This window comes from Litorivivens sp. (assembly GCF_057445395.1).
Map to the genome: position 1 here is coordinate 40,238 of NZ_JBVBUV010000010.1, position 17,970 is coordinate 58,207.

14 protein-coding genes are annotated in these 17,970 nt (G+C 55.9%); 5 read left to right on the top strand and 9 right to left on the bottom strand.

The genetic code is table 11. From position 1 onward, the window contains the following. Positions 1-233: 233 nt before the first annotated feature. Positions 234-1,565 (bottom strand): OmpA family protein, encoded by a 1,332-nt coding sequence (locus AC222A_RS05145; RefSeq protein ID WP_486774694.1) that lies wholly within the window; start codon positions 1,563-1,565, stop codon positions 234-236. A 190-nt stretch (positions 1,566-1,755) separates the two neighbouring features. Here AC222A_RS05145 and AC222A_RS05150 point away from each other — a divergent pair, with 190 nt between their 5' ends. Continuing rightward, positions 1,756-2,175, top strand: a complete 420-nt coding sequence (locus tag AC222A_RS05150; RefSeq protein WP_486774695.1) for a hypothetical protein — start codon at positions 1,756-1,758, stop codon at positions 2,173-2,175. Here AC222A_RS05150 and AC222A_RS05155 read toward each other — a convergent pair. The 4 genes from AC222A_RS05155 to AC222A_RS05170 all read right to left on the bottom strand — a co-directional run bounded on the left by AC222A_RS05155 (position 2,149) and on the right by AC222A_RS05170 (position 6,535). Continuing rightward, entirely contained in the window at positions 2,149-3,237 is a 1,089-nt protein-coding gene (locus AC222A_RS05155) for an endonuclease/exonuclease/phosphatase family protein (protein WP_486774696.1), read from the bottom strand. The genes AC222A_RS05150 and AC222A_RS05155 overlap by 27 nt on opposite strands. 13 nt (positions 3,238-3,250) lie before the next feature. Then, positions 3,251-3,562 (bottom strand): pyrimidine/purine nucleoside phosphorylase, encoded by a 312-nt coding sequence (gene ppnP, locus AC222A_RS05160; RefSeq protein WP_372758410.1) that lies wholly within the window; start codon positions 3,560-3,562, stop codon positions 3,251-3,253. Positions 3,563-3,631: 69 nt separating this feature from the next. Beyond that, complete coding sequence (locus AC222A_RS05165; RefSeq protein WP_486774697.1) at positions 3,632-5,692, bottom strand: alkaline phosphatase D family protein; 2,061 nt, start codon at positions 5,690-5,692, stop codon at positions 3,632-3,634. Between the two features lie 78 nt (positions 5,693-5,770). Next, the gene (locus tag AC222A_RS05170; protein WP_372748469.1) at positions 5,771-6,535 is read right to left on the bottom strand and encodes a glutathione S-transferase N-terminal domain-containing protein; all 765 of its coding nucleotides are present in this window, start codon (positions 6,533-6,535) and stop codon (positions 5,771-5,773) included. Positions 6,536-6,790: 255 nt separating this feature from the next. Between AC222A_RS05170 and AC222A_RS05175 the strand changes: the two genes are divergently transcribed. The 3 genes from AC222A_RS05175 to AC222A_RS05185 are packed head-to-tail and all read left to right on the top strand — an operon-like array spanning position 6,791 to position 11,557. After that, a complete protein-coding gene (locus AC222A_RS05175; protein ID WP_372748470.1) occupies positions 6,791-7,783 on the top strand; it encodes an ABC transporter ATP-binding protein in 993 nt (330 codons plus the stop codon). Further along, complete coding sequence (locus AC222A_RS05180) at positions 7,773-10,655, top strand: Gldg family protein (RefSeq protein ID WP_486774698.1); 2,883 nt, start codon at positions 7,773-7,775, stop codon at positions 10,653-10,655. Before AC222A_RS05175 ends, AC222A_RS05180 begins: the two co-directional genes overlap by 11 nt. Before the next feature lie 8 nt (positions 10,656-10,663). Beyond that, the gene (locus tag AC222A_RS05185) at positions 10,664-11,557 is read left to right on the top strand and encodes a DUF4340 domain-containing protein (protein ID WP_372748472.1); all 894 of its coding nucleotides are present in this window, start codon (positions 10,664-10,666) and stop codon (positions 11,555-11,557) included. Positions 11,558-11,597: 40 nt separating this feature from the next. On the opposite strand, the gene AC222A_RS05190 is transcribed toward AC222A_RS05185, so the two are convergent. From AC222A_RS05190 to AC222A_RS05200, 3 genes are all read right to left on the bottom strand, one after another. Beyond that, positions 11,598-13,625: a DUF3604 domain-containing protein gene (locus AC222A_RS05190; protein WP_486774699.1), complete on the bottom strand. Its 2,028-nt coding sequence runs from the start codon at positions 13,623-13,625 to the stop codon at positions 11,598-11,600. Between the two features lie 142 nt (positions 13,626-13,767). Next, positions 13,768-15,471 (bottom strand): vWA domain-containing protein, encoded by a 1,704-nt coding sequence (locus AC222A_RS05195; protein ID WP_372810002.1) that lies wholly within the window; start codon positions 15,469-15,471, stop codon positions 13,768-13,770. Between the two features lie 209 nt (positions 15,472-15,680). Then, positions 15,681-16,175: a nitroreductase family deazaflavin-dependent oxidoreductase gene (locus AC222A_RS05200; RefSeq protein ID WP_372747579.1), complete on the bottom strand. Its 495-nt coding sequence runs from the start codon at positions 16,173-16,175 to the stop codon at positions 15,681-15,683. A gap of 104 nt (positions 16,176-16,279) precedes the next feature. Here AC222A_RS05200 and AC222A_RS05205 point away from each other — a divergent pair, with 104 nt between their 5' ends. After that, entirely contained in the window at positions 16,280-17,488 is a 1,209-nt protein-coding gene (locus tag AC222A_RS05205; RefSeq protein ID WP_486774700.1) for an MFS transporter, read from the top strand. Between the two features lie 12 nt (positions 17,489-17,500). Here the strand turns inward: AC222A_RS05205 and AC222A_RS05210 are convergent, their stop codons facing one another. Beyond that, positions 17,501-17,962 (bottom strand): YcxB family protein, encoded by a 462-nt coding sequence (locus AC222A_RS05210; RefSeq protein WP_372758769.1) that lies wholly within the window; start codon positions 17,960-17,962, stop codon positions 17,501-17,503. Positions 17,963-17,970 lie beyond the last annotated feature (8 nt).

Below are 17,970 nucleotides of genomic sequence, written 5' to 3' on the forward strand. Positions count from 1 at the left end.
TTAGGCAGCACCACAAACCGCAATCACCGATGGCACGCCGGGATCTCCGATTAGCGACCCTTTTAACGTCAAGTGGAAATCGAGTGCTTCAACCATCGCTATGCAACGGTATAAGCGTGCGCCAATAACACCATAGCCTATCCACCTCGCTTTACGATGAACCAAAAAAAAGCCGTCCTAAGAGGGCTTTTATGCCTATGTGCTCGCAGACACACGCAATGAACCAAATGGGCTTATCGCTCTGCCAGCACCTTCATCTCAACGCGACGGTTACGCTCGCGACCTTCCTCGGTGCTGTTGTCCTTGATGGGCTGACGCTCACCATAGCCGCGGGCAACCATCCGGTCAGCGGCAACACCGCGACCCACCAGATAAGCCTTGACCGCGTTGGCCCGATCTTGGGACAACATCAGGTTGTAGCTATCGGTACCTACGTTATCGGTATGACCCTGCAGCTCAACCACGAAGCTCGGCGAATCCAGCAAGGACCTGGCCACCAGATCCAGAATACGCTGCGCATTAACCTGCAGTTTGGCGCTATTAAACCCGAAGTTAACGCCTTCCAGAATCACTGACTGCTGAACCGCACAACCATTGGTCATAACGGATTCACCTGCGCGAGTATTGGGACACGAATCCAGATGATCACCGATCCCGTCGCCATCGCTGTCAGAACAGCCATACTCGTCAACCGGCGTTCCCAGCGGGGTGCCTGGACAGCGATCCTGGGGATCAATGACACCATCGCCATCCAGGTCGGCGCAGCCATTTTCGTTTACCGGTGTACCCGGCGGGGTTCCCGGGCACTGATCGCGACTATCGGCAACACCGTCGCCGTCAGAATCAATAAAGCGGATCACCGTGCGCTCACGCACTTCACCGGGGAAATTAAAGCGCACACCTAACACCAGGTTGGTACCGCTGTATTCAATGGTCGAGTTATCGAACTCGGGTTGGCGGCTGTCGAAATAACGACCGCCAAGATCAATCATAAATTCGTCAGAAACTTTAAAGTTCAAACCCAAACCAGCCTGTCCGAACAACACAGTATCGTCGCCATCATCAGATTTAATCTCGCTTGCGCCTACGCCCAAACCAACATACGGCTGAACAACACCCTTACGATTAAAATCAAACCAAAGGTTGCTCAATAGCGAGGTAGATTCGATCTCGCCAGTGCTCACCTTTACGCCACCGATCTCACTGATTTCGTTTTTCATACGTTTGGCGCTGATATCGACACGCACCAGACCTTCAAAATCATAGCCCAATGACAAGGCAAAACCGTTGTCATCGTCGAATTTGGTTTCGATATCTTCAAACGTGCCGAGTGTCGACGTACAGGTACCGCCGCTTGGATCAACGTTGATAATAGGCAGACACAGGCTGCCGTTTGCCAATTGTCCCTGCGTGAACAGGCGACCTTCCGAGTCATCGAGATTGACCCGATCGTATTCAACACCAACGTACCAGTTATTTTCCGCCAGCGCGGGTAGCACCGACCCAACCAGAAGAGCCGCCACCGCAAGGCCACGCATCCCTGGAAGCGATTTAAAAGCTGTCATGACAACCCCCATCTTCACATACTGTGAACAGTTTTTGGATTGCGGGCTAACATCGCATTATCTCCTTGAATTTTCAAGCCTATGTCCTTGACATTGGGGGGCTTATTGCCACCATACACAATGAAAACGTGCACTGGATCAACAATTACCCCATCCGCGCGGCACAATCGGGCCAACCAGAGGTGAATCGATGACAACTAAACAGCTAAAGATTCTGCGTGCACTCACCTCGACTGCTCTTATCAGCCTACTGCTCGGCGCTGTATTGACGGTGATGAGCGGCCTGTTCAGCACCTTTTACAGCATCATGGTAGGCATCGGCACTGTACTGATAACACTGTATTGTTATCGGCGTTCCGACCAGAAGATCTCTGCCAGTCGCGATTATTATCTGTGGCGTTACGTACCGACGCTGGTGTTTGTGTTCGGGCCGCTCATTCTGATGGCGCTATCGGCAACAGAAGGCGACTGGTCGGTCACCGGCTGGCTGTTATTTTTACGATTCGGGGTTAGTTTTCTTATTCCCATCGCCTGCCTGATGATGCTGGAACGCCTGCTCAAGCAAGCTCTGCAAGCTGCGCGCTCAGACGCGAGGGACGGGGACGTCTGACGGATCAACATTTTCCTGGGCCAGCTTTTCTTCGGCCCAGGCCTCATCGTCTTTGTCAGACTCCAGCCCGTCCTGCTCACCTACGTAACGGCTGTCCAGCACCAGTTTCCCGTAGAGCGCAAAATGATCCGAACCAAAGGGTGCGAGCCGTCGCAGAGAACGTACGGTAAAATGCTCGCTGTGGAACAGGTGGTCCAGCGGCCAACGCACCAACGGCAGGCCCGCGTGGTAGGTGTTGTACATACCGCGCCCTACACGAGGATCGAGCAGTCCGCTGATTTTGCGAAACAGCCGCGTAGTCTCGGACCAGGCCACATCGTTCAGATCGCCAGTAACCACCACCGGCTTGCGATACCCGTCCAGGCTTTTGGCCACCATGATCAGCTCCGCGTCTCGCTCCGATGAGGCTTCATTCTCGGTCGGGCTCGGCGGCGCTGGATGCAGGAAGTGCACACGCACATACTGCTTTGACCGCAACTCCACCATGGCGTGCATCGAGGGAACATCGTTTTCCACCAGATAGTCCACCTGCGCGTCGTGCAGCGGCAGGCGGGAATACACATGCATACCGTATAGATTATCGAGCGGACATTTCAGTGTATGGGGATAGCGTGGCTCCAGAGCGTCGAGCTGATCCTGCCACCAGGCATCAGACTCCAGAGTAACCACGATATCTGGCGACATCTCGTCAACTAACGCCAGAAAACGCGCGGCCTGTCGGTTAGTGGTGAGCACGTTGGCGGTCAGCATGGCCAGGCTGTTGCGCTCATCACATGTATCGCTGGACAGCACTTCCCGACGCGCTAGCGGGGTATAGGGAAAGATCCACCAGAGCTGATAGCCCAGGCAGGCGGCAGTGGCAAAAATAAGCCCCAGCCCCAGGGTTGACGTGATGTCCAGCAACGCAATCTGTAACAGCAGCAGTACGCCGGCCAGCCACGCCAACTGCAAGCGCGGAAAATCCCAGCCCCGCACCCACCACACTTCCCGCCGCCACAGCGGCAGCAGGGTTGCGAGTATCAAAAAGCCAGAGGCAAGATTCAGTAACCAGAACAGTCGCAAGCGAAGACCCGGATTATTCGATATAAGTACAACAGTAATCGGTTGGCGCTTCGATAATCAAATCAAACTTGGCATTGGCGGGCACATCGAAACTCTGGCCACCGACAATGTTTTTCCAGTCTTCACCCGGCAGACGCACTTTAAGCTGACCGGCCAGAATCTCCATCACCTCGGCGGCTTCGGTGCCAAAGGTATATTCACCGGGCAGCATCAGCCCGAGGGTTTTGCGACTGCCATCGGCAAATAGCACCGTGCGGCTGCTGACCTTGCCCTCAAAGTAAAGATTGGCGGCTTTAATAATAGTGACGTTCTCAAACTGCGACATAAGTAATCCAGATTTCAGAGTAGAAGAGCGGCGTCATTCTACCCGAAAACTGCAACATAGCGTCTGCCGTCAGGAAAGGGGCTCCGCCTGCAGGGAATTTTCACCATTTCGCACACGATAGCGCGCCGCCAGCACTTCACCATCGTTCTCCGAATCCGTTACGTCGCGCAGGTGATACCAGCTGGCGCGGCAGTGCGTCGGCGTCACCTCCAGCACCACGTAGCCACGCTCACTCAAGTTGCTGTAATGGATATGGGGGTTATAGAGCTTGAGAGTTTCTTCCAGTGCGGTGATACCCGTCTCGGAAGGCACCGCTGCCTCCAGCCCCGGCGAGGTAATCGAGGGGGTTACAAACTCCACGCCATAGGTTGGCCCCTGTAGCTCTACCAGCGGCTCAATCCCGGGGTTAGTATTGAGCACGGCGGCATTGACCAGTACCGGCTGCTGCAACTCCATAGCCCAAGAAGTATGAATATCTCCGGTGAGCACCACCACGTTATCAATCTGCTGGTTCTCAATAGCATCCCACAGGGTCTGTCGACTGGCGGCATAGCCGTCCCAGCCATCGGTATTTAACACGTTTACCCATTCCGGCGAGACTGGCCCGGAGGGTGGGGAAGAAGGTTGCTCAGCCAGCAGGGGCGGCCCCTGAAACGGAGCCATCATGACTTGCTGCCCCAGCATCTTCCAGGTACGGGTACCTTTAGCTTTGCCCAGTCGTTCCAGCAGCCAAGCCTCCTGCAGCGGGCTTAGCAGTCGTCGATTCGCATCGTGATAATCCTCGTGGACAATATCGGGCTGTTGGTGGCGGCCACCTATCCGGGTATCAAGCATCATCAGCTCCAGCAGACGGCCAAACACAAAGCTGCGGTGAATCTGCGGATCAAAGGGGTCTGCAATATCGGCGATTGGCATCCATTCGTTGTAGACCCGAACGCCGGTGGCTTTGCGGATTTCCCATTCGCCTTCCGTTGCAGGGCTATGATTTACCGCGCCGCCGCCGGCACCTCGACCATCCGGGTCAAAACTGTTGTCGGTGGTTTCGTGATCATCCCAGGTAGTGATAAATGCGAACCGCGCGTGCAGCATTTGCAGATCGGGATCTTCGCGATAACGGCGATAGCGGGCCCGGTAGTCCTGCAGAGTGACAATTTCGACCTGATTATCACTGGCGTAGGTGCGGCCCTGAGCCACCACCGCGTCGTTGCCGTACTGGGCTTCGGTGTACTCGTATATGTAGTCGCCGAGGTGGATAACAAAGTCTATTTCATCGCGCCGTGCAATATTGCGGTAGCCAATAAAGTAGCCATGGGGATAACTGGCGCAGGACACCACGGCAAAGGTTAGCCCCTCCACCTGTGCACTTGCTTCGGGCAGGGTTCGCGCCCGCCCGACTAGCGAGTACGCGCCGGACGCCGTTTGAAAGCGGTAGTAGTAGGTCTGATCAGGCTCCAGGCCAGTGGCAACAACCTTTACCGTATAGTCAGCCTCGCTGCGCACAACCGTTTTCCCCGCCGCGACAAGCTGCGCAAAATCCGGCGTTCGCGCCACCTCCCAGTCAACCTGCTGGGCTGAGGCCAGCCGAGTCCAGAGAATCAGTGAGTTGGCGCCGGGATCACCAGCAGCGACACCCTGCTGGAAGGGCTGCTCGGACAAATCATCCTGACCAGCAAAACCATTGGGCAATGCACCCTGCCCTGACCAGCTCAGCGCAAACGCGCCGTCGCTCAGGGTCAGCTGAAAACCAAAGCTATTCAACCACTGTCCGTCAACGGTCAGCGCCGCTTTTTCCGCTGGTACACGCAGCCACTGCATCAGGTAATCGCGCTCCCCCACCCGGTGGCGCCAGAACATACTGTCGACCATCAGCCCATGCACGGCAATATCAAATTGAGCGTCCAGCGGCGCGGTATCGCCCGGGAAATTCGAGTCCTCGACAGTAAAGCTCAGATTTCGGCCTGTATCAGACACCTGTAAGCGACCAGTGGCGCGATAGGTCAGAACGTCGGGCACATTCTCAGTAGCCGGCGCGGCGCCTGAACTGCCGGAGTCGTTGCAGGCAGCCAGCGTCGCAACACCCGCTCCTGCAAGCCCCATTCGAGAAAGAAAGGCGCGACGATTAATGGGCACAACACTACCTCAAACATAAGCCATATGTTGGAGGCGAAGACATTAGCAGAACAGTGTGACGGTTTTATGGCTGCCCAACTAGGTCAGTCGGCCGTATGTTTCGTCCAGGTAGTCGATGATTTCATCCGATTCAAACATCGACACCCCCGAGTTCGGGTCTTCCAGATAAGGCGCCATCACCTGCCCCGTTTTCGCCTTGAGGGCCTGACGGTTCTCGCTGAGATGCTCGAAGTCCGGCCATAGCCGATTGCGAATAGGCGTAAGCGCAAAGTCTTGCCACTGGGCTTTACCAATATTGCGAATAATATAAGGCACTTCCAATTCACACAGGCGCTCACGCACCAATCGCGCATAAGGACTCGATTCAAAGCCCCACAGCACCAAAGGCTTCTGCGCGGGAGAGGAAGGTCGCGCAAACATGCCCTTGGTAGTGCGCAGCCCCGAGGCCAGCATGGACGACGTGGTATCAACCAGTTTCAGTCGCCACATTGAAGGAATCTTGCACTCCCCGTAGGTGGTGTAGAGATAGGCAATGATATCTGCCGATTCGTAGAGCTGGAGGTCTGTGTTGGGGTCTACCAGAAAGGGAAACTGCGCCTTCCCACCCAGCCGTATTGCTTCGGGCCGAAAGCGCTCGCCGCGTTTCGGGCACGGATAGATCAAGACATCAATCTCAAGCTCGGTCAGCACCTCGCGCACTAGCCGACAGTATGGACAGTTCTCCATTTCATAGAGCTGAAGGGTTTTAACCGGCTGCCGCGCCGCTGGTCGACTCATGGTTCCACGCCACAATGCCGCAGAGGAGGCGGCAAGCGAGCCGATCAGGTTCAGGGTTGAGGCCATGGAGCTCTCCTTCACAAAAAATCCATCATACGGACAAACATCGAGGTATTGAACTCCAGAAAACCGTCCCTATTTATTGAACAATTCAATAGTCAACCGGAACAAGGCTCTACTAGCTACTCAGTCTCGGTGTGTGGTTGAACGAAAATGACAACAACGGTGCTTTGCCAGACGACTAACAACATGCCCCGGCCCGCCCGTCCTCCGCCGCTTTGAACGGCCCTGCAATCCGTTCAACCAAGCGAAGGAGGATTTATGCTGGATGTCAGCCAGCTCAGCCGTCACTACGGCGATTTTGTTGCGGTCGACAAGGTGAGCTTCCGCATTGAGCCCGGCGAGATTGTCGGCCTGCTAGGCCACAACGGTGCCGGTAAAACCACAATTATGAAAATGCTAAGCGGCTACCTGGAACCCAGCACGGGAAGTGTGCGCATGGGCCAGTTCAGCTTGGCCGAAAACCCCAAAGCCATTCAGGCACAGCTGGGCTACCTGCCGGAAAATCTCCCGGTTTACCCGGAGATGTCGGTGGCCGACTACCTCGACTACGCCGCTGAACTTAAAGGCCTGCGAGGCAATCACAAGTTTGAAGAAATCCGCCGGGTTGTCCGGGCAACAGAACTGACAGAGAAGCTGCTCGCCGCCATCAATACGCTGTCGCGAGGCTATCGCCAGCGAGTGGGCGTGGCACAGGCGCTGCTCGGACGCCCCAAGCTAGTGATACTCGACGAACCCACCAACGGCCTTGATCCCACCCAAACCGAACATATGCGTGCGCTGATACGCGAACTTGCGCAACAAGCCACGGTGATTCTTTCCACTCATATCATGCAAGAGGTAGAAGCACTGTGCGAGCGCGTGCTGATTCTCAGCCAGGGCCAACTCAAGGTCGACGAACAACTGGACAGCCTGCGCCACAGCAATCATCTACTGGTGAGCACGTCTGCCACGATGAACGATCTCAACATCGCCAGCAACGACATCGCCGGCATAGAACATATTGAGACTCTCAACCCGACGGGTATACAGCAGCGTTTTCGCTTGCGCTTGCATAGCGAGGCAGACCTGACCCCAGTCAGCGCGGAGCTGTCGCGCAAGCTGATAAACGCCGGCGCAGACCTCTACCAGCTTCAGGCCGAACACCGTGATCTGGAAACGCTGTTTCGGGAAGTAAGCCAAGCCGCGTCCGGCAGTGAATCAGTTAAACAAAACCAGGTTCAGCAGAAGGAGGCACAGAGCAATGCAGCCTGATCGACATCTGCCCACGATAAAGCGCATAGCACAAAAGGAAATCACGCTGTTTTTCGCCTCACCTGTGGCGTGGCTTTTTCTTGCCACCTTTGCGGCCGTGAGCCTTTTTGTGTTTTTTTGGGGAGAAGCTTTCTTTGCCCGGAATATCGCCGATGTGCGCCCTCTCTTTGAGTGGATGCCTATCTTGTTAATTTTTCTAGCCAGCGCGCTTACTATGCGGCTATGGAGTGAGGAAAAACGCAGCGGCACAATCGAACATGTGCTCACACAATCCGTACCTTTGTGGCATTTTGTCGTTGGTAAATTTGCTGGCTGCCTCGCGCTACTGCTGATTGCTCTGCTAATCACTCTGCCGCTCCCATTTAGCGTGGCGTTAATGGGCGACCTCGATTGGGGGCCGGTACTCGGAGGCTACCTTGCCACCTTTTTGCTCGGCGCCACCTATCTCAGCATCGGTCTGTTTGTGTCTGCCCGAAGTGACAACCCCATTGTCAGCCTGATCAGCGCCACAGCCCTTTGCGCTGCACTCTATATGCTGGGCAATCCAGCGCTTACCGATTTTGCAGGCCAACAGCTCGGCGAGTGGTTGCGACGTCTCGGTACCGGGTCTCGCTTTGATTCCATTACCCGCGGTGTGATCGATTTTCGCGACCTTTACTACTACCTGAGCTTGATCGTCGTATTTCTGGTACTGAACACCTTCGTGCTGGAACGTCAGCGTTGGACCAATACAGGCCGCTCCAGTCATCACCGCTATTGGCGAAATATGACAGCACTCATTGCATTGAACGCTCTAGCAGCAAACTTCTGGATAGGACAGCTGCCGCTGCGGGTAGATGCCACCGAAGGCAATCAGTATTCGCTGTCGCAGGCCACCGAGAACTATCTCGATCGACTCGAAGAGCCTCTGCTTTTGCGCGGCTATTTCAGCGCCAAGACACACCCCCTACTAGCACCACTGGCACCACAACTAAAAGACTTGCTGCGTGAATACGCGGTAGTTGGAGGTGACCGGTTGCGAGTGGAATTTATTGACCCTGCTCGCAACCCTGAACAAGAGGAAGAAGCCAACCAGCGCTACGGCATTCAGCCCACCCCGTTTCAGGTAGCAGACCGCTACGAAGCCGCTATTGTGAGTTCCTATTTCAATGTGCTGGTGCAATATGGGGACGAACATGAGGTATTGGGCTTTCAGGATCTCATCGAAGTTCGTTCAGGCTCAGAAACTGACCTCGACGTACGGCTGCGAAATCCGGAGCACGATATTACCCGGGCTATTCGCAAAGTGCAGAATAGCTATCAGGCCAGTGGCAACCTCTTTGACACGGTTCAAGACCAACTGACCTTCACCGCCTACATTTCCAGCAACGAACTGCTGCCCGACAGCCTCCGGGAATTTCGCAAACAGGTGCGCAGCGTTGTCGATAGCATGGCCAATAAAGCCAATGGTCGCTTCAGCATCAATATTGTCGATCCGACTGCCGACGATCTCGAAAACCAGCTGGCTGAAGATTTCGGGTTCCAGCCCATGACCACCAGCCTGTTTAGCGACGAACGTTTTTACTTTTACATGGTGCTGTCAGACGAAGATCAGCATGTGCAGATTCCATTGGGTGATCTGAGCGAAAATGAATTTCGTCGTAACCTGGAAGCGGGCATCAAACGCTTTGCGCGCGGTTTTACTAAAACTGTTGCCTTCGTCGCTCCTGAAGCCGCACCTCAATACAGCCGTTACGGCAGCCGGTTTAGCCAGCTTGAGCAATTTCTATCTCAGGAAATGAAGGTCAAGCGCGAAGATCTCAGCGATGGGGCAGTAGCCGGTGACGCCGACCTACTATTTCTGGCTGCACCGGAAAACCTCGACGCTAAAGCCCTGTTTGCCGTTGATCAGTTCCTCATGCAGGGCGGTACCGTGGTGCTGGCTAGCTCGCCATTTAGATCGGATCTAAGCGGCCGACAACTGTCAGTGCGTCGGGTAAATTCCGGCTTGGATGACTGGCTGAAGCATCACGGCGTGCACATTGATAACGCACTGGTGCTCGACAAACAAAACGCAGCGCTGCCAGTTCCTGTCACGCGCACTGTCGGCGGCTTTCAGCTACAGGAATTGCGTATGCTCGATTATCCGTATTTTATCGATCTGCGCGGTTCTGGGCTCAATCAGGAGCACCCCGTCACAGCTGATCTGCTGCAGCTGACGGTCCCCTGGGCCTCACCGATCAAGGTCTCGCTGGACGAAACCAGTGGACTAGCCGCGACAAATCTACTGCAAAGTTCCCCCGGGTCTTGGCTGTCCGACTCGACTGATGTCATGCCCAACGTCGACTCAAGTGGCACCAGCACCTTCACCCCAACTGACGAAACCGGCAGTGAAGTACTCGGGATCAGCCTGACAGGGAGGTTCACATCATACTTTGCAGACAAGGATTCGCCTGTGCTAACGCCCGAAACAGCAGACGACGAGGCAAGCAATGAGGCCACAACACAAAACCCTGATGATGCAATCACTGCGAGCGCAGCCATCAAGCATTCACCGGAATCCGCACGACTGATCATTTTCAGCTCCAACGATTTCTTGAGCGATCAGGCTATCGGATTGGCTTCCAGCGCTGCGCGAAGCGAGTACCTAAACAGCCTGCAGCTGGCGGCCAACACTGTCGAGTGGGCGCTGGATGACAGCGGTTTGCTGAGTATCCGCGGACGCGGTCATTTTAACCGCACCCTTCCCCCTATGGGCACAACCACACAAATGCTCTGGGAATACCTGAACTACGCGTTTGCCGGCTTTGCTCTGATAACCATTGCCCTGGTGCAGCGTCACCGCAGACGCAATCGTGAACACCGCTATCGCCAATTGATTATCAACGTATGAGGCACGCCATGAAAAAAGCTTTATTCTGGCTGGGTATTCTACTCGGCCTCCAGATCGTGATCGCCCTTACGCTATACGCGTCGAACCAGTCGCAAGACCAGACAGAGAGCCGCCCGCTGCTCAGCGCGGGCACCCTTCCTGAACGCTTGGTGATTGACGACGGCAAACATCGCGCCGATGTAGCTAAGGTAAACGGAGAATGGCGCCTGCCAGACCTGGACAACCTGCCAGCCAACACCAGCAAGATAGAAGGCTTGCTCAGCAAACTGAAGCAGACCCAAACCCGCTGGCCGCAGACAACGACCGCCTCCAGCCACAAACGCTTCGAGGTTGCGCCTGAACAGTTTCAGCGTCATGTCAGTCTTTGGCAGGACGGCAACAAGTCGATCGAGTTTTACCTCGGCACTTCACCCGGCTATCGACAAACCCACCTTCGGCGAGCCGATGAAACAGCTGTGTACAGCGTCCCATTGCAAAATTACGACTTTCCCAGCCAAAACGAAGACTGGCTCGACAAGCGCTTGATCGCCGTGTCGGCAATAACCGAGCTGAATGGACCCGACTACCATCTGCGTAAAACCGACAGCGATTGGCACCTGGCAGATGCCGGCGAGGACGAACTGGACCCTGACCGAGTCCAAGCACTGATACGCTCACTGGAAAACCTGCGGGTGCAGGGTATAGCCGATAAACCCGAAGGCGACGCCGAGCTCGTGCTGTCAGTACGAGCAGGCAATAGCGACTACGAATTTCGTTTCTGGAAAAATGGCGACGACCACGTAATACAACGCAGTGATCGAGCGCAAACCTTTACCGTCAGCAAGTATGATTATGAACTGCTAATTGAGGCGACGCGGGAGAGCCTGCTACGTAAACCAGAGGCTGAAAACGGCGCCGGGTAGGGGCACGTATGGCAGCTCACCTCGGGCGAGATGCTTGCAACTACGTGTTTGGGTAGTACCAAATAGGCGAAGTCCAGGCCCGCTCCTGAATGATCTGCGGTATATCGGGATCGCCACAGGCAGCGGGCCGCTCGCCCTCAACGCGCAAACACTGCCAGGCACTCCAACGACAACTCGGGTTTTCCAACACCCTCAAGTAATACACAGCAGCGCGTTCCGGATCAAAATCCGGGTCAACCCAGCGTGTACAAAAGCTGCTCCGACCCGGTCCGGCGACCGCACAGGTGGCCGTATCGACACTTGCCTCACCCGCTGCGTAACCCGCCACGTCGTATACCGTTTCCTGCATCTGCCCATCGTCGCGCATCGTGCCTTTCACCACCTGCAAACGCTGCAGTTGGTTCCCGCGGGGATCTTTAAGCGCAGATAAAACAAAAGCCGGTGCATCGGAAGACTCAGGCTTGGGCGGCAACACCTCGCCCATTGGCACGCCGTGGGTATACCCCTGCCGCGCCAAATCCTCACCACACATGTCGTCGGGCAGATCCCAGCCACCGAAAAAGCGCGGCACAATTCTTGGGCCGCTGCTGCCAAAGGTCTCCCGGCGCTTGAGCGCGGCAAAAACGGATTGTCGTGAATTTTCTTCGGCCCAGACACCGGCGATGCCGCCGGGGTTGTAGCGCAGGGGCGAACCGGTCGCAATGCCACCGGGCACATCGTATTCCTTGATCAGGCGTTTTGCGGCATCGGAATCCATGCCGTGGGCGCCATCGTATTGCTCTTCATCTACGTCACCACCGGTCGCATTGTGACTGTCCGAAGACGCAATGAGCCCGTACTCGAAAGGGTTCACCCCTAGTTTTTTATGTTCGGCCAACCCCTGTGTAAGACCATAGCGGGTATAACTGAAACGGGACAGACAACCCTTGAGCATCATACCGCCCTCACCGACACCATCGCGGCAATCTTCTGCCGCTTCATCCGGCGCGCGGAGCTTTTCAAAGTCGCACTGCTCATCAGCACTGCCAACCACGCCATAAAGACCACGTCGACATTCGGAATCACCTTTCACCTGCATCACTTCGGCCAAACGCTCAATGCGCTGACGCAACACCGCTGCGTCACGCTTTTCGGCTGGTGTTTCTGCCCCCGGGTATTCAGGGAAAAACATACGCCCGCTACTCCAGTTACTGTTGTGTGGAATAGCCAGCGCATCACATCCGGTAGCGCTATCCAGACAGGTCTGCGCCAGCCATTGCCAAAGCAACGACGGCTGCGGCGCTTCTTTGGCACTCAGCGGCAGGGGCGGCACAGTAGCGTTAGCGAAAATAACGTTGCGGTGCAGGTTGCTGGACTTTTCGGCCAGCGAATATTCGTAACCTACGAGACTGGTAAAGCGGCACTCGCTGCTGCGGTCGTAAGCCAGTTCTGCGGCCAGCTGTATATCTCGCCAGACACTTTCGCTGCGCTCTATACATGCGCTGCCATCCGCCGCACACACCGAGGCAGGCCTTTCTTTACCGTATATGACGAAGGCAAGCATACGGATAAGGGGCTGCATTACCGGCGACACCGGCGGCTTTAGATCACCCCGGTAAACCTTACATACCAGTGTGGAATAGGCTTGCTGCGCCGGATCCAGACAGAGACTTCCTTCACCCATATATTCGGCGTGGTCGGTCACCGCCATAAAATCAAGGGGCTGTTCATTACGCAACACGCGAGTTCCCATGCCATCGCCATTCAATGGCGGCAAAAGCACCGCCCCGCCTCTGGCATAACGATAGGCTTCAGTCGGCGTTACCCGGGTATCAAAAGCGTAGGCGTCGGTCGAGTACGCCGTGTGCACGTGCAAATCGCCAAACAACGGCTGCTTGTGAGCAACCCGATTGCTGCAGGGCTCGCGAGTTTCCGTCGCAAACGGCGGCTGTACCGCCGGTGTGCTGTAGTAACGCTCACGCATAAGCTGGCGACGCTGCTGTGGGTCGACAACGTCGGGGGCGGTCAACCACTGAAAGCCCACCACCGCGGTACCACCAATCACCAACATCCAAAAAATGCGTTTCATCGCCTGATGCCCTGTTATTGTTTTTGTACACAGTGCAGGCTTGGCGATGTGATAACCATTACAAGTTGGTCAGACGCTGCATTACTACGGTTCACGCAGTAAAAAGCGCAGCACCTCAGTCCTGCGCCTGAGCGTGGCCTGTCTAACCGTTTGTCGCCGCCAATACCGCTGCCATCTCGACCATCTCTTTCAGGTCTGTGTGATTTTCCCGAGACAGATCCAGCGCGCCTAACAGCGACTGGAGGCCGGCCCAATCCATACCCTTCACGTAGGATGAACCCCGCAGTTTCTCAGCGAAGCCGGCCGCCACCACTGCCGCGTTTGCTTGCCGGACTTCAGCTAATTCACGGCTGTACACCACATGGTCGCGACGCACACTGTTGCCGCCTTCAGGGGACTTATAGCGCAGCTTCACCAGAGCCAGCTCGCTGGTATTGCCGTGAGCTAGGCGGGTCGCACCATACCGGCGATCGTCGATAAATCGGAAGCCGCTGTTGGCGAGGGTTATTTCGTATAGAGCAGTTACACTGTGGCCTGCACCGATGTCGCCCGCGTCCTTGGCATCGTTATTAAAATCCGCATGTTGCAGCTGCCGGTTGTTATAGCCAATCAGACGATATTCAGCGACCACAGCGGGGTTAAACTCCACCTGTAACTTTACGTCTTTTGCCACTGTATATGCGGTGCCTTTCAGGCCATTGACCAGCACCCGCTGCGCCTCTTTAAAACCGTCAAGATAGTAATAGTTTCCATCACCTTTATTGGCCAGCGGCTCAAGTTGGGCGTCCATATAGTTACCGCGACCAACACCGAGCACCGTGAGATAGATACCCGCATCACGCTTTGTCTCGATCAGGTCGACCAATGCATCGCCTTGCAATCCCACATTCACATCACCGTCGGTAGCCAATATCACGCGATTGTTGCCGCCTTTTATCAATGCCTGTTCGGCCAGCCGGTAGGCGCGCTGAATACCGTCACTGGCATGGGTTGATCCCCCTGCCGTCAGCGCCGCAAGAGCCTGCTGAATAACCTGCTTTTCGCTCGCCTTGGTAGGTTCCAGCACCGTGCGTGAGCCCGAGGCATAGGTCACTAGCGCAACTGTATCCGTAGGTTTAAGTTTGCCCAGCATCACCGCAAAGGCTCGCTTGAGCAGGCCGATCCGATCTTCGCCCTGCATAGAGCCGGACACATCAATCAGAAACACATAGTTGCTATCGGGCAGTTCGGTCGCCTGCGGCTCCCAGGCATTGAGGCGAACTTGCAGCAGACGCGTTGCGGTATTCCAGGGCGCGCTGAAAATGCGGGTTTCCACACCCACCGGCCGTGCCTTGTTCAGACCAGCCAAGGGTTGGTAGGCCAGTGCATTTATAATTTCCTCGGTGCGAATCGCGTCTACCGGTGGCAGGCGCCCCTCGTTGAGATACCGTCGCGCCACCGTAAAAGAAGCCGCATCCACGTCGATGGAGAAGGTAGACAGCGGATCGTCGACAACCCGCTTCACCGGATTATCTGCTGTACCCTCGTAGCGCTCACGATCACCCTGCGGTGGCAGGTGGTAATCCGGCAAACGATGATGGTAGTGACCTTGCGGGTGAATAGACGGCGCCAGACGTTGCGCGGCCACCGGGTGGCTGGAATCGGCCATCATCGACTTTGGCTGCAGCTTTCCCGCCCCCTTACCGGCAACCTCACGTTTTTCCGGTGCCGAGCTGGCATCCTCATCGATGGTGACGGCAGTTTGAGCCTCGGGCTCGGAGGGAAGAACCGTCGCGGCATCGTCCTGATTGACGGTGCAAGCTGCCAGAGCCAGTGCCAGTGCGGTTAACGCGAATGTCTTTTTCATCTCGGTATCTCCTGAACGGGGTGATACCAGGTGTGACGGACACAGCGACAGTTCTGAACAGAAAGCTAGGGGAAAAAAACCGGGGTCGCATCGAGGTTTTTAGTAAGGCCTCTCTATCTGCGCTATCCGTTGGCAATACCCGCACAAACCGGCAACCAAAACCAAACAGCACGGACTGCTCAAAAAATACTCGATACGACCCCGTCTTTTTATTTCACGGGTTCACACAGGAACACGGGGATATTGCGGTCTGTGCGGGCCTGGTACTCGTCGAAATCCGGGTACAGGGAGCACAGATGGGGCCAGGCGGCGGCTTTTTCTTCGTCACTGATCTGTCGCGCACGCATGTTGCGGGTGTTGCCGCCAAACATCACGGTGATATCGGGATTCGCGGCAATGTTGTGGTACCACACCGGGTGCCGGTCCATGCCTCCCTGCGAGGCCACCAAATAGACATTATCGCCTTCGGGCAGATGGATCAGGGCAATCTCCCGCCAAGCGCCAGTTTTGGCGCCTTTCATACCCACCACACAGATCGGATAACCGCCCGGGAAATTCTTCCAGAGTCGGCCCTTCGATTTCTTAAATACCCAGACATTGGCGGCGGTAACCCATTTCATGACTTTCTTTATGGCGCCAAAATGTTCCTGCGGAATGGGCTTTACGTCGGCCCGTTTGGTTTTGACGTAATCGTATTCAACCACGGTGAATTCCTCTGGTGAGTTGTCTGAGCGCATCTTAACGAATGGTCACGCTGCCTGATCTTACCAAGCTGTTACAGTGCCGTGAATTCGCGAGGAACAAACCCGTGCGCCCTACGACTCTCCAAAACAACGGCATTTACTACGGCTGGGTTATCGTGGCATTGGCGATGATGATGCACGCGATTGTCACTGGCGGCACCAATGCGCTGTACGGCGTGTTTGCGCTGCCACTAAGTGAAGCATTTGGCTTGTCGCGTGCGCAGGTTCTGGGTGTAACCGCCAGTATCGCGATGATCGCTTCAGGATTCATATCTCCCTTTGCCGGCCTGTGGCTGTCGCGCCACTCCCCGAAAAAGCTGATTATGCTGGGCTGTATCGCGCTTAGCCTGGGCTTTTTCGCGATGACAGCCATTAACCAATGGTGGCATATCGCGGTGATTTACGCGGTGAGCTGGAGCGTCGGCAACACCCTGTTTGGCGCACTGGCGGCCAACACTTCGGTGTCCAACTGGTTTGAAGCGGGTCGCGGCAAGGCGCTGGGCATTGCCGCCATTGGCATGTCCTTCGGGTCGTTTTCGTTTCCGCCGCTGATTACCTGGGTCATCGTGACTCACGGTTGGCGTGCGGCCTATGCGGTACTGGGCTGTATTACGCTGGCGGCCCTGCCCGTTATTCTGCGCTGGTACCGGGACCGACCGGAAGCCGCAAAAGACGCACCGGCCCCGGCGCCGACCGGCAATCACTGGCGCGAGATTCTGACCAGTCGAGATTTCTGGCTGATTGGCATCTGCATCAGTATCTGTTTTGCAGGGTTTAATGGCCTGACGATCAACCTGATCCCTATGGCGGTAGATCAAGGCACAAGCCCCACCACCGCCGCCTGGCTGATGTCGGTGGCCGCCAGTTTCAGCGTAATTGGAAAAATCCTGTTTGGCCTTTCCGCAGACACGCTCGGCCCGCGCAAGGCTTTGATGCTGCCGCTGGCGACATTGATTATTGCCTGCGCCTTGCTCTGGGGAAATCCCGACTTTTACCTGATGCTGACGGCTGCAGCGTTTATTGGCCTGTCGAGTGGCGGCGCCATACCGGTTTGGGGCGCGCTGATTGGCAGCTATTTCGGCCAGCAGAAATTTGCCCAGGTCATGGGCATGATGAACCCACTGCTGGTGCCACTAATCGTCGCCTGCGCGCCTTTTATCAGCTGGGTAAATGAAACCACTGGCAGCTACAACACCGCGCTGGCAACGATTATGGCGGTCATTGGCCTGGCGTTTGCGCTTATTCCGCTGCTGCGCCCCGTAAACACCACCTGAGCCCTGACCGCTTCAGGCCAGCCCCCGAAACTGTGCCAGCGCAAAATCATCCAACAGGTCGACGGGAATGATATGGAACAGGGTAGTCGTCGGGTAAACCAGCACCATGTCTTCCAGCACCGCGACTTTCTTTAGTTCTGCCAATTGATAGCGAGATTCGCCGTTGTCTGAGCTCAACACAAACCCGGTGGGCAATATGTTCAGCCGCTGTTCTTTGTGCAGCAGAGGATTCTGTCGATAGAGTCGACGATAACGCCAACGGTGAATACCTGGCAGCACTATCTGCCAGAACACCGCCAGTAGCACGGCCACAACCACGGTGGCTGTTATGGCCGCCGAAGCAAAGCCCATCACGGGCGGGAATAACGCGAGCACAGCGTATAGCGCAAGCACCAAGACCCCACGTCGGCCACGCTGGGCATGCCAGTTAGCGCGTACAAACTGGTCTTCTGAGATATGGTATGCCTTGCTCACACGCTGCC

Coding starts and splice junctions, on each gene's coding strand:
- ppnP (WP_372758410.1), bottom strand. CDS start 3,562: ATGTCGCAGTTTGAGAACGTCACTATTATTAAAGCCGCCAATCTTTAC.
- AC222A_RS05185 (WP_372748472.1), top strand. CDS start 10,664: ATGAAAAAAGCTTTATTCTGGCTGGGTATTCTACTCGGCCTCCAGATC.
- AC222A_RS05175 (WP_372748470.1), top strand. CDS start 6,791: ATGCTGGATGTCAGCCAGCTCAGCCGTCACTACGGCGATTTTGTTGCG.
- AC222A_RS05180 (WP_486774698.1), top strand. CDS start 7,773: ATGCAGCCTGATCGACATCTGCCCACGATAAAGCGCATAGCACAAAAG.
- AC222A_RS05170 (WP_372748469.1), bottom strand. CDS start 6,535: ATGGCCTCAACCCTGAACCTGATCGGCTCGCTTGCCGCCTCCTCTGCG.
- AC222A_RS05150 (WP_486774695.1), top strand. CDS start 1,756: ATGACAACTAAACAGCTAAAGATTCTGCGTGCACTCACCTCGACTGCT.
- AC222A_RS05195 (WP_372810002.1), bottom strand. CDS start 15,471: ATGAAAAAGACATTCGCGTTAACCGCACTGGCACTGGCTCTGGCAGCT.
- AC222A_RS05190 (WP_486774699.1), bottom strand. CDS start 13,625: ATGAAACGCATTTTTTGGATGTTGGTGATTGGTGGTACCGCGGTGGTG.
- AC222A_RS05145 (WP_486774694.1), bottom strand. CDS start 1,565: ATGACAGCTTTTAAATCGCTTCCAGGGATGCGTGGCCTTGCGGTGGCG.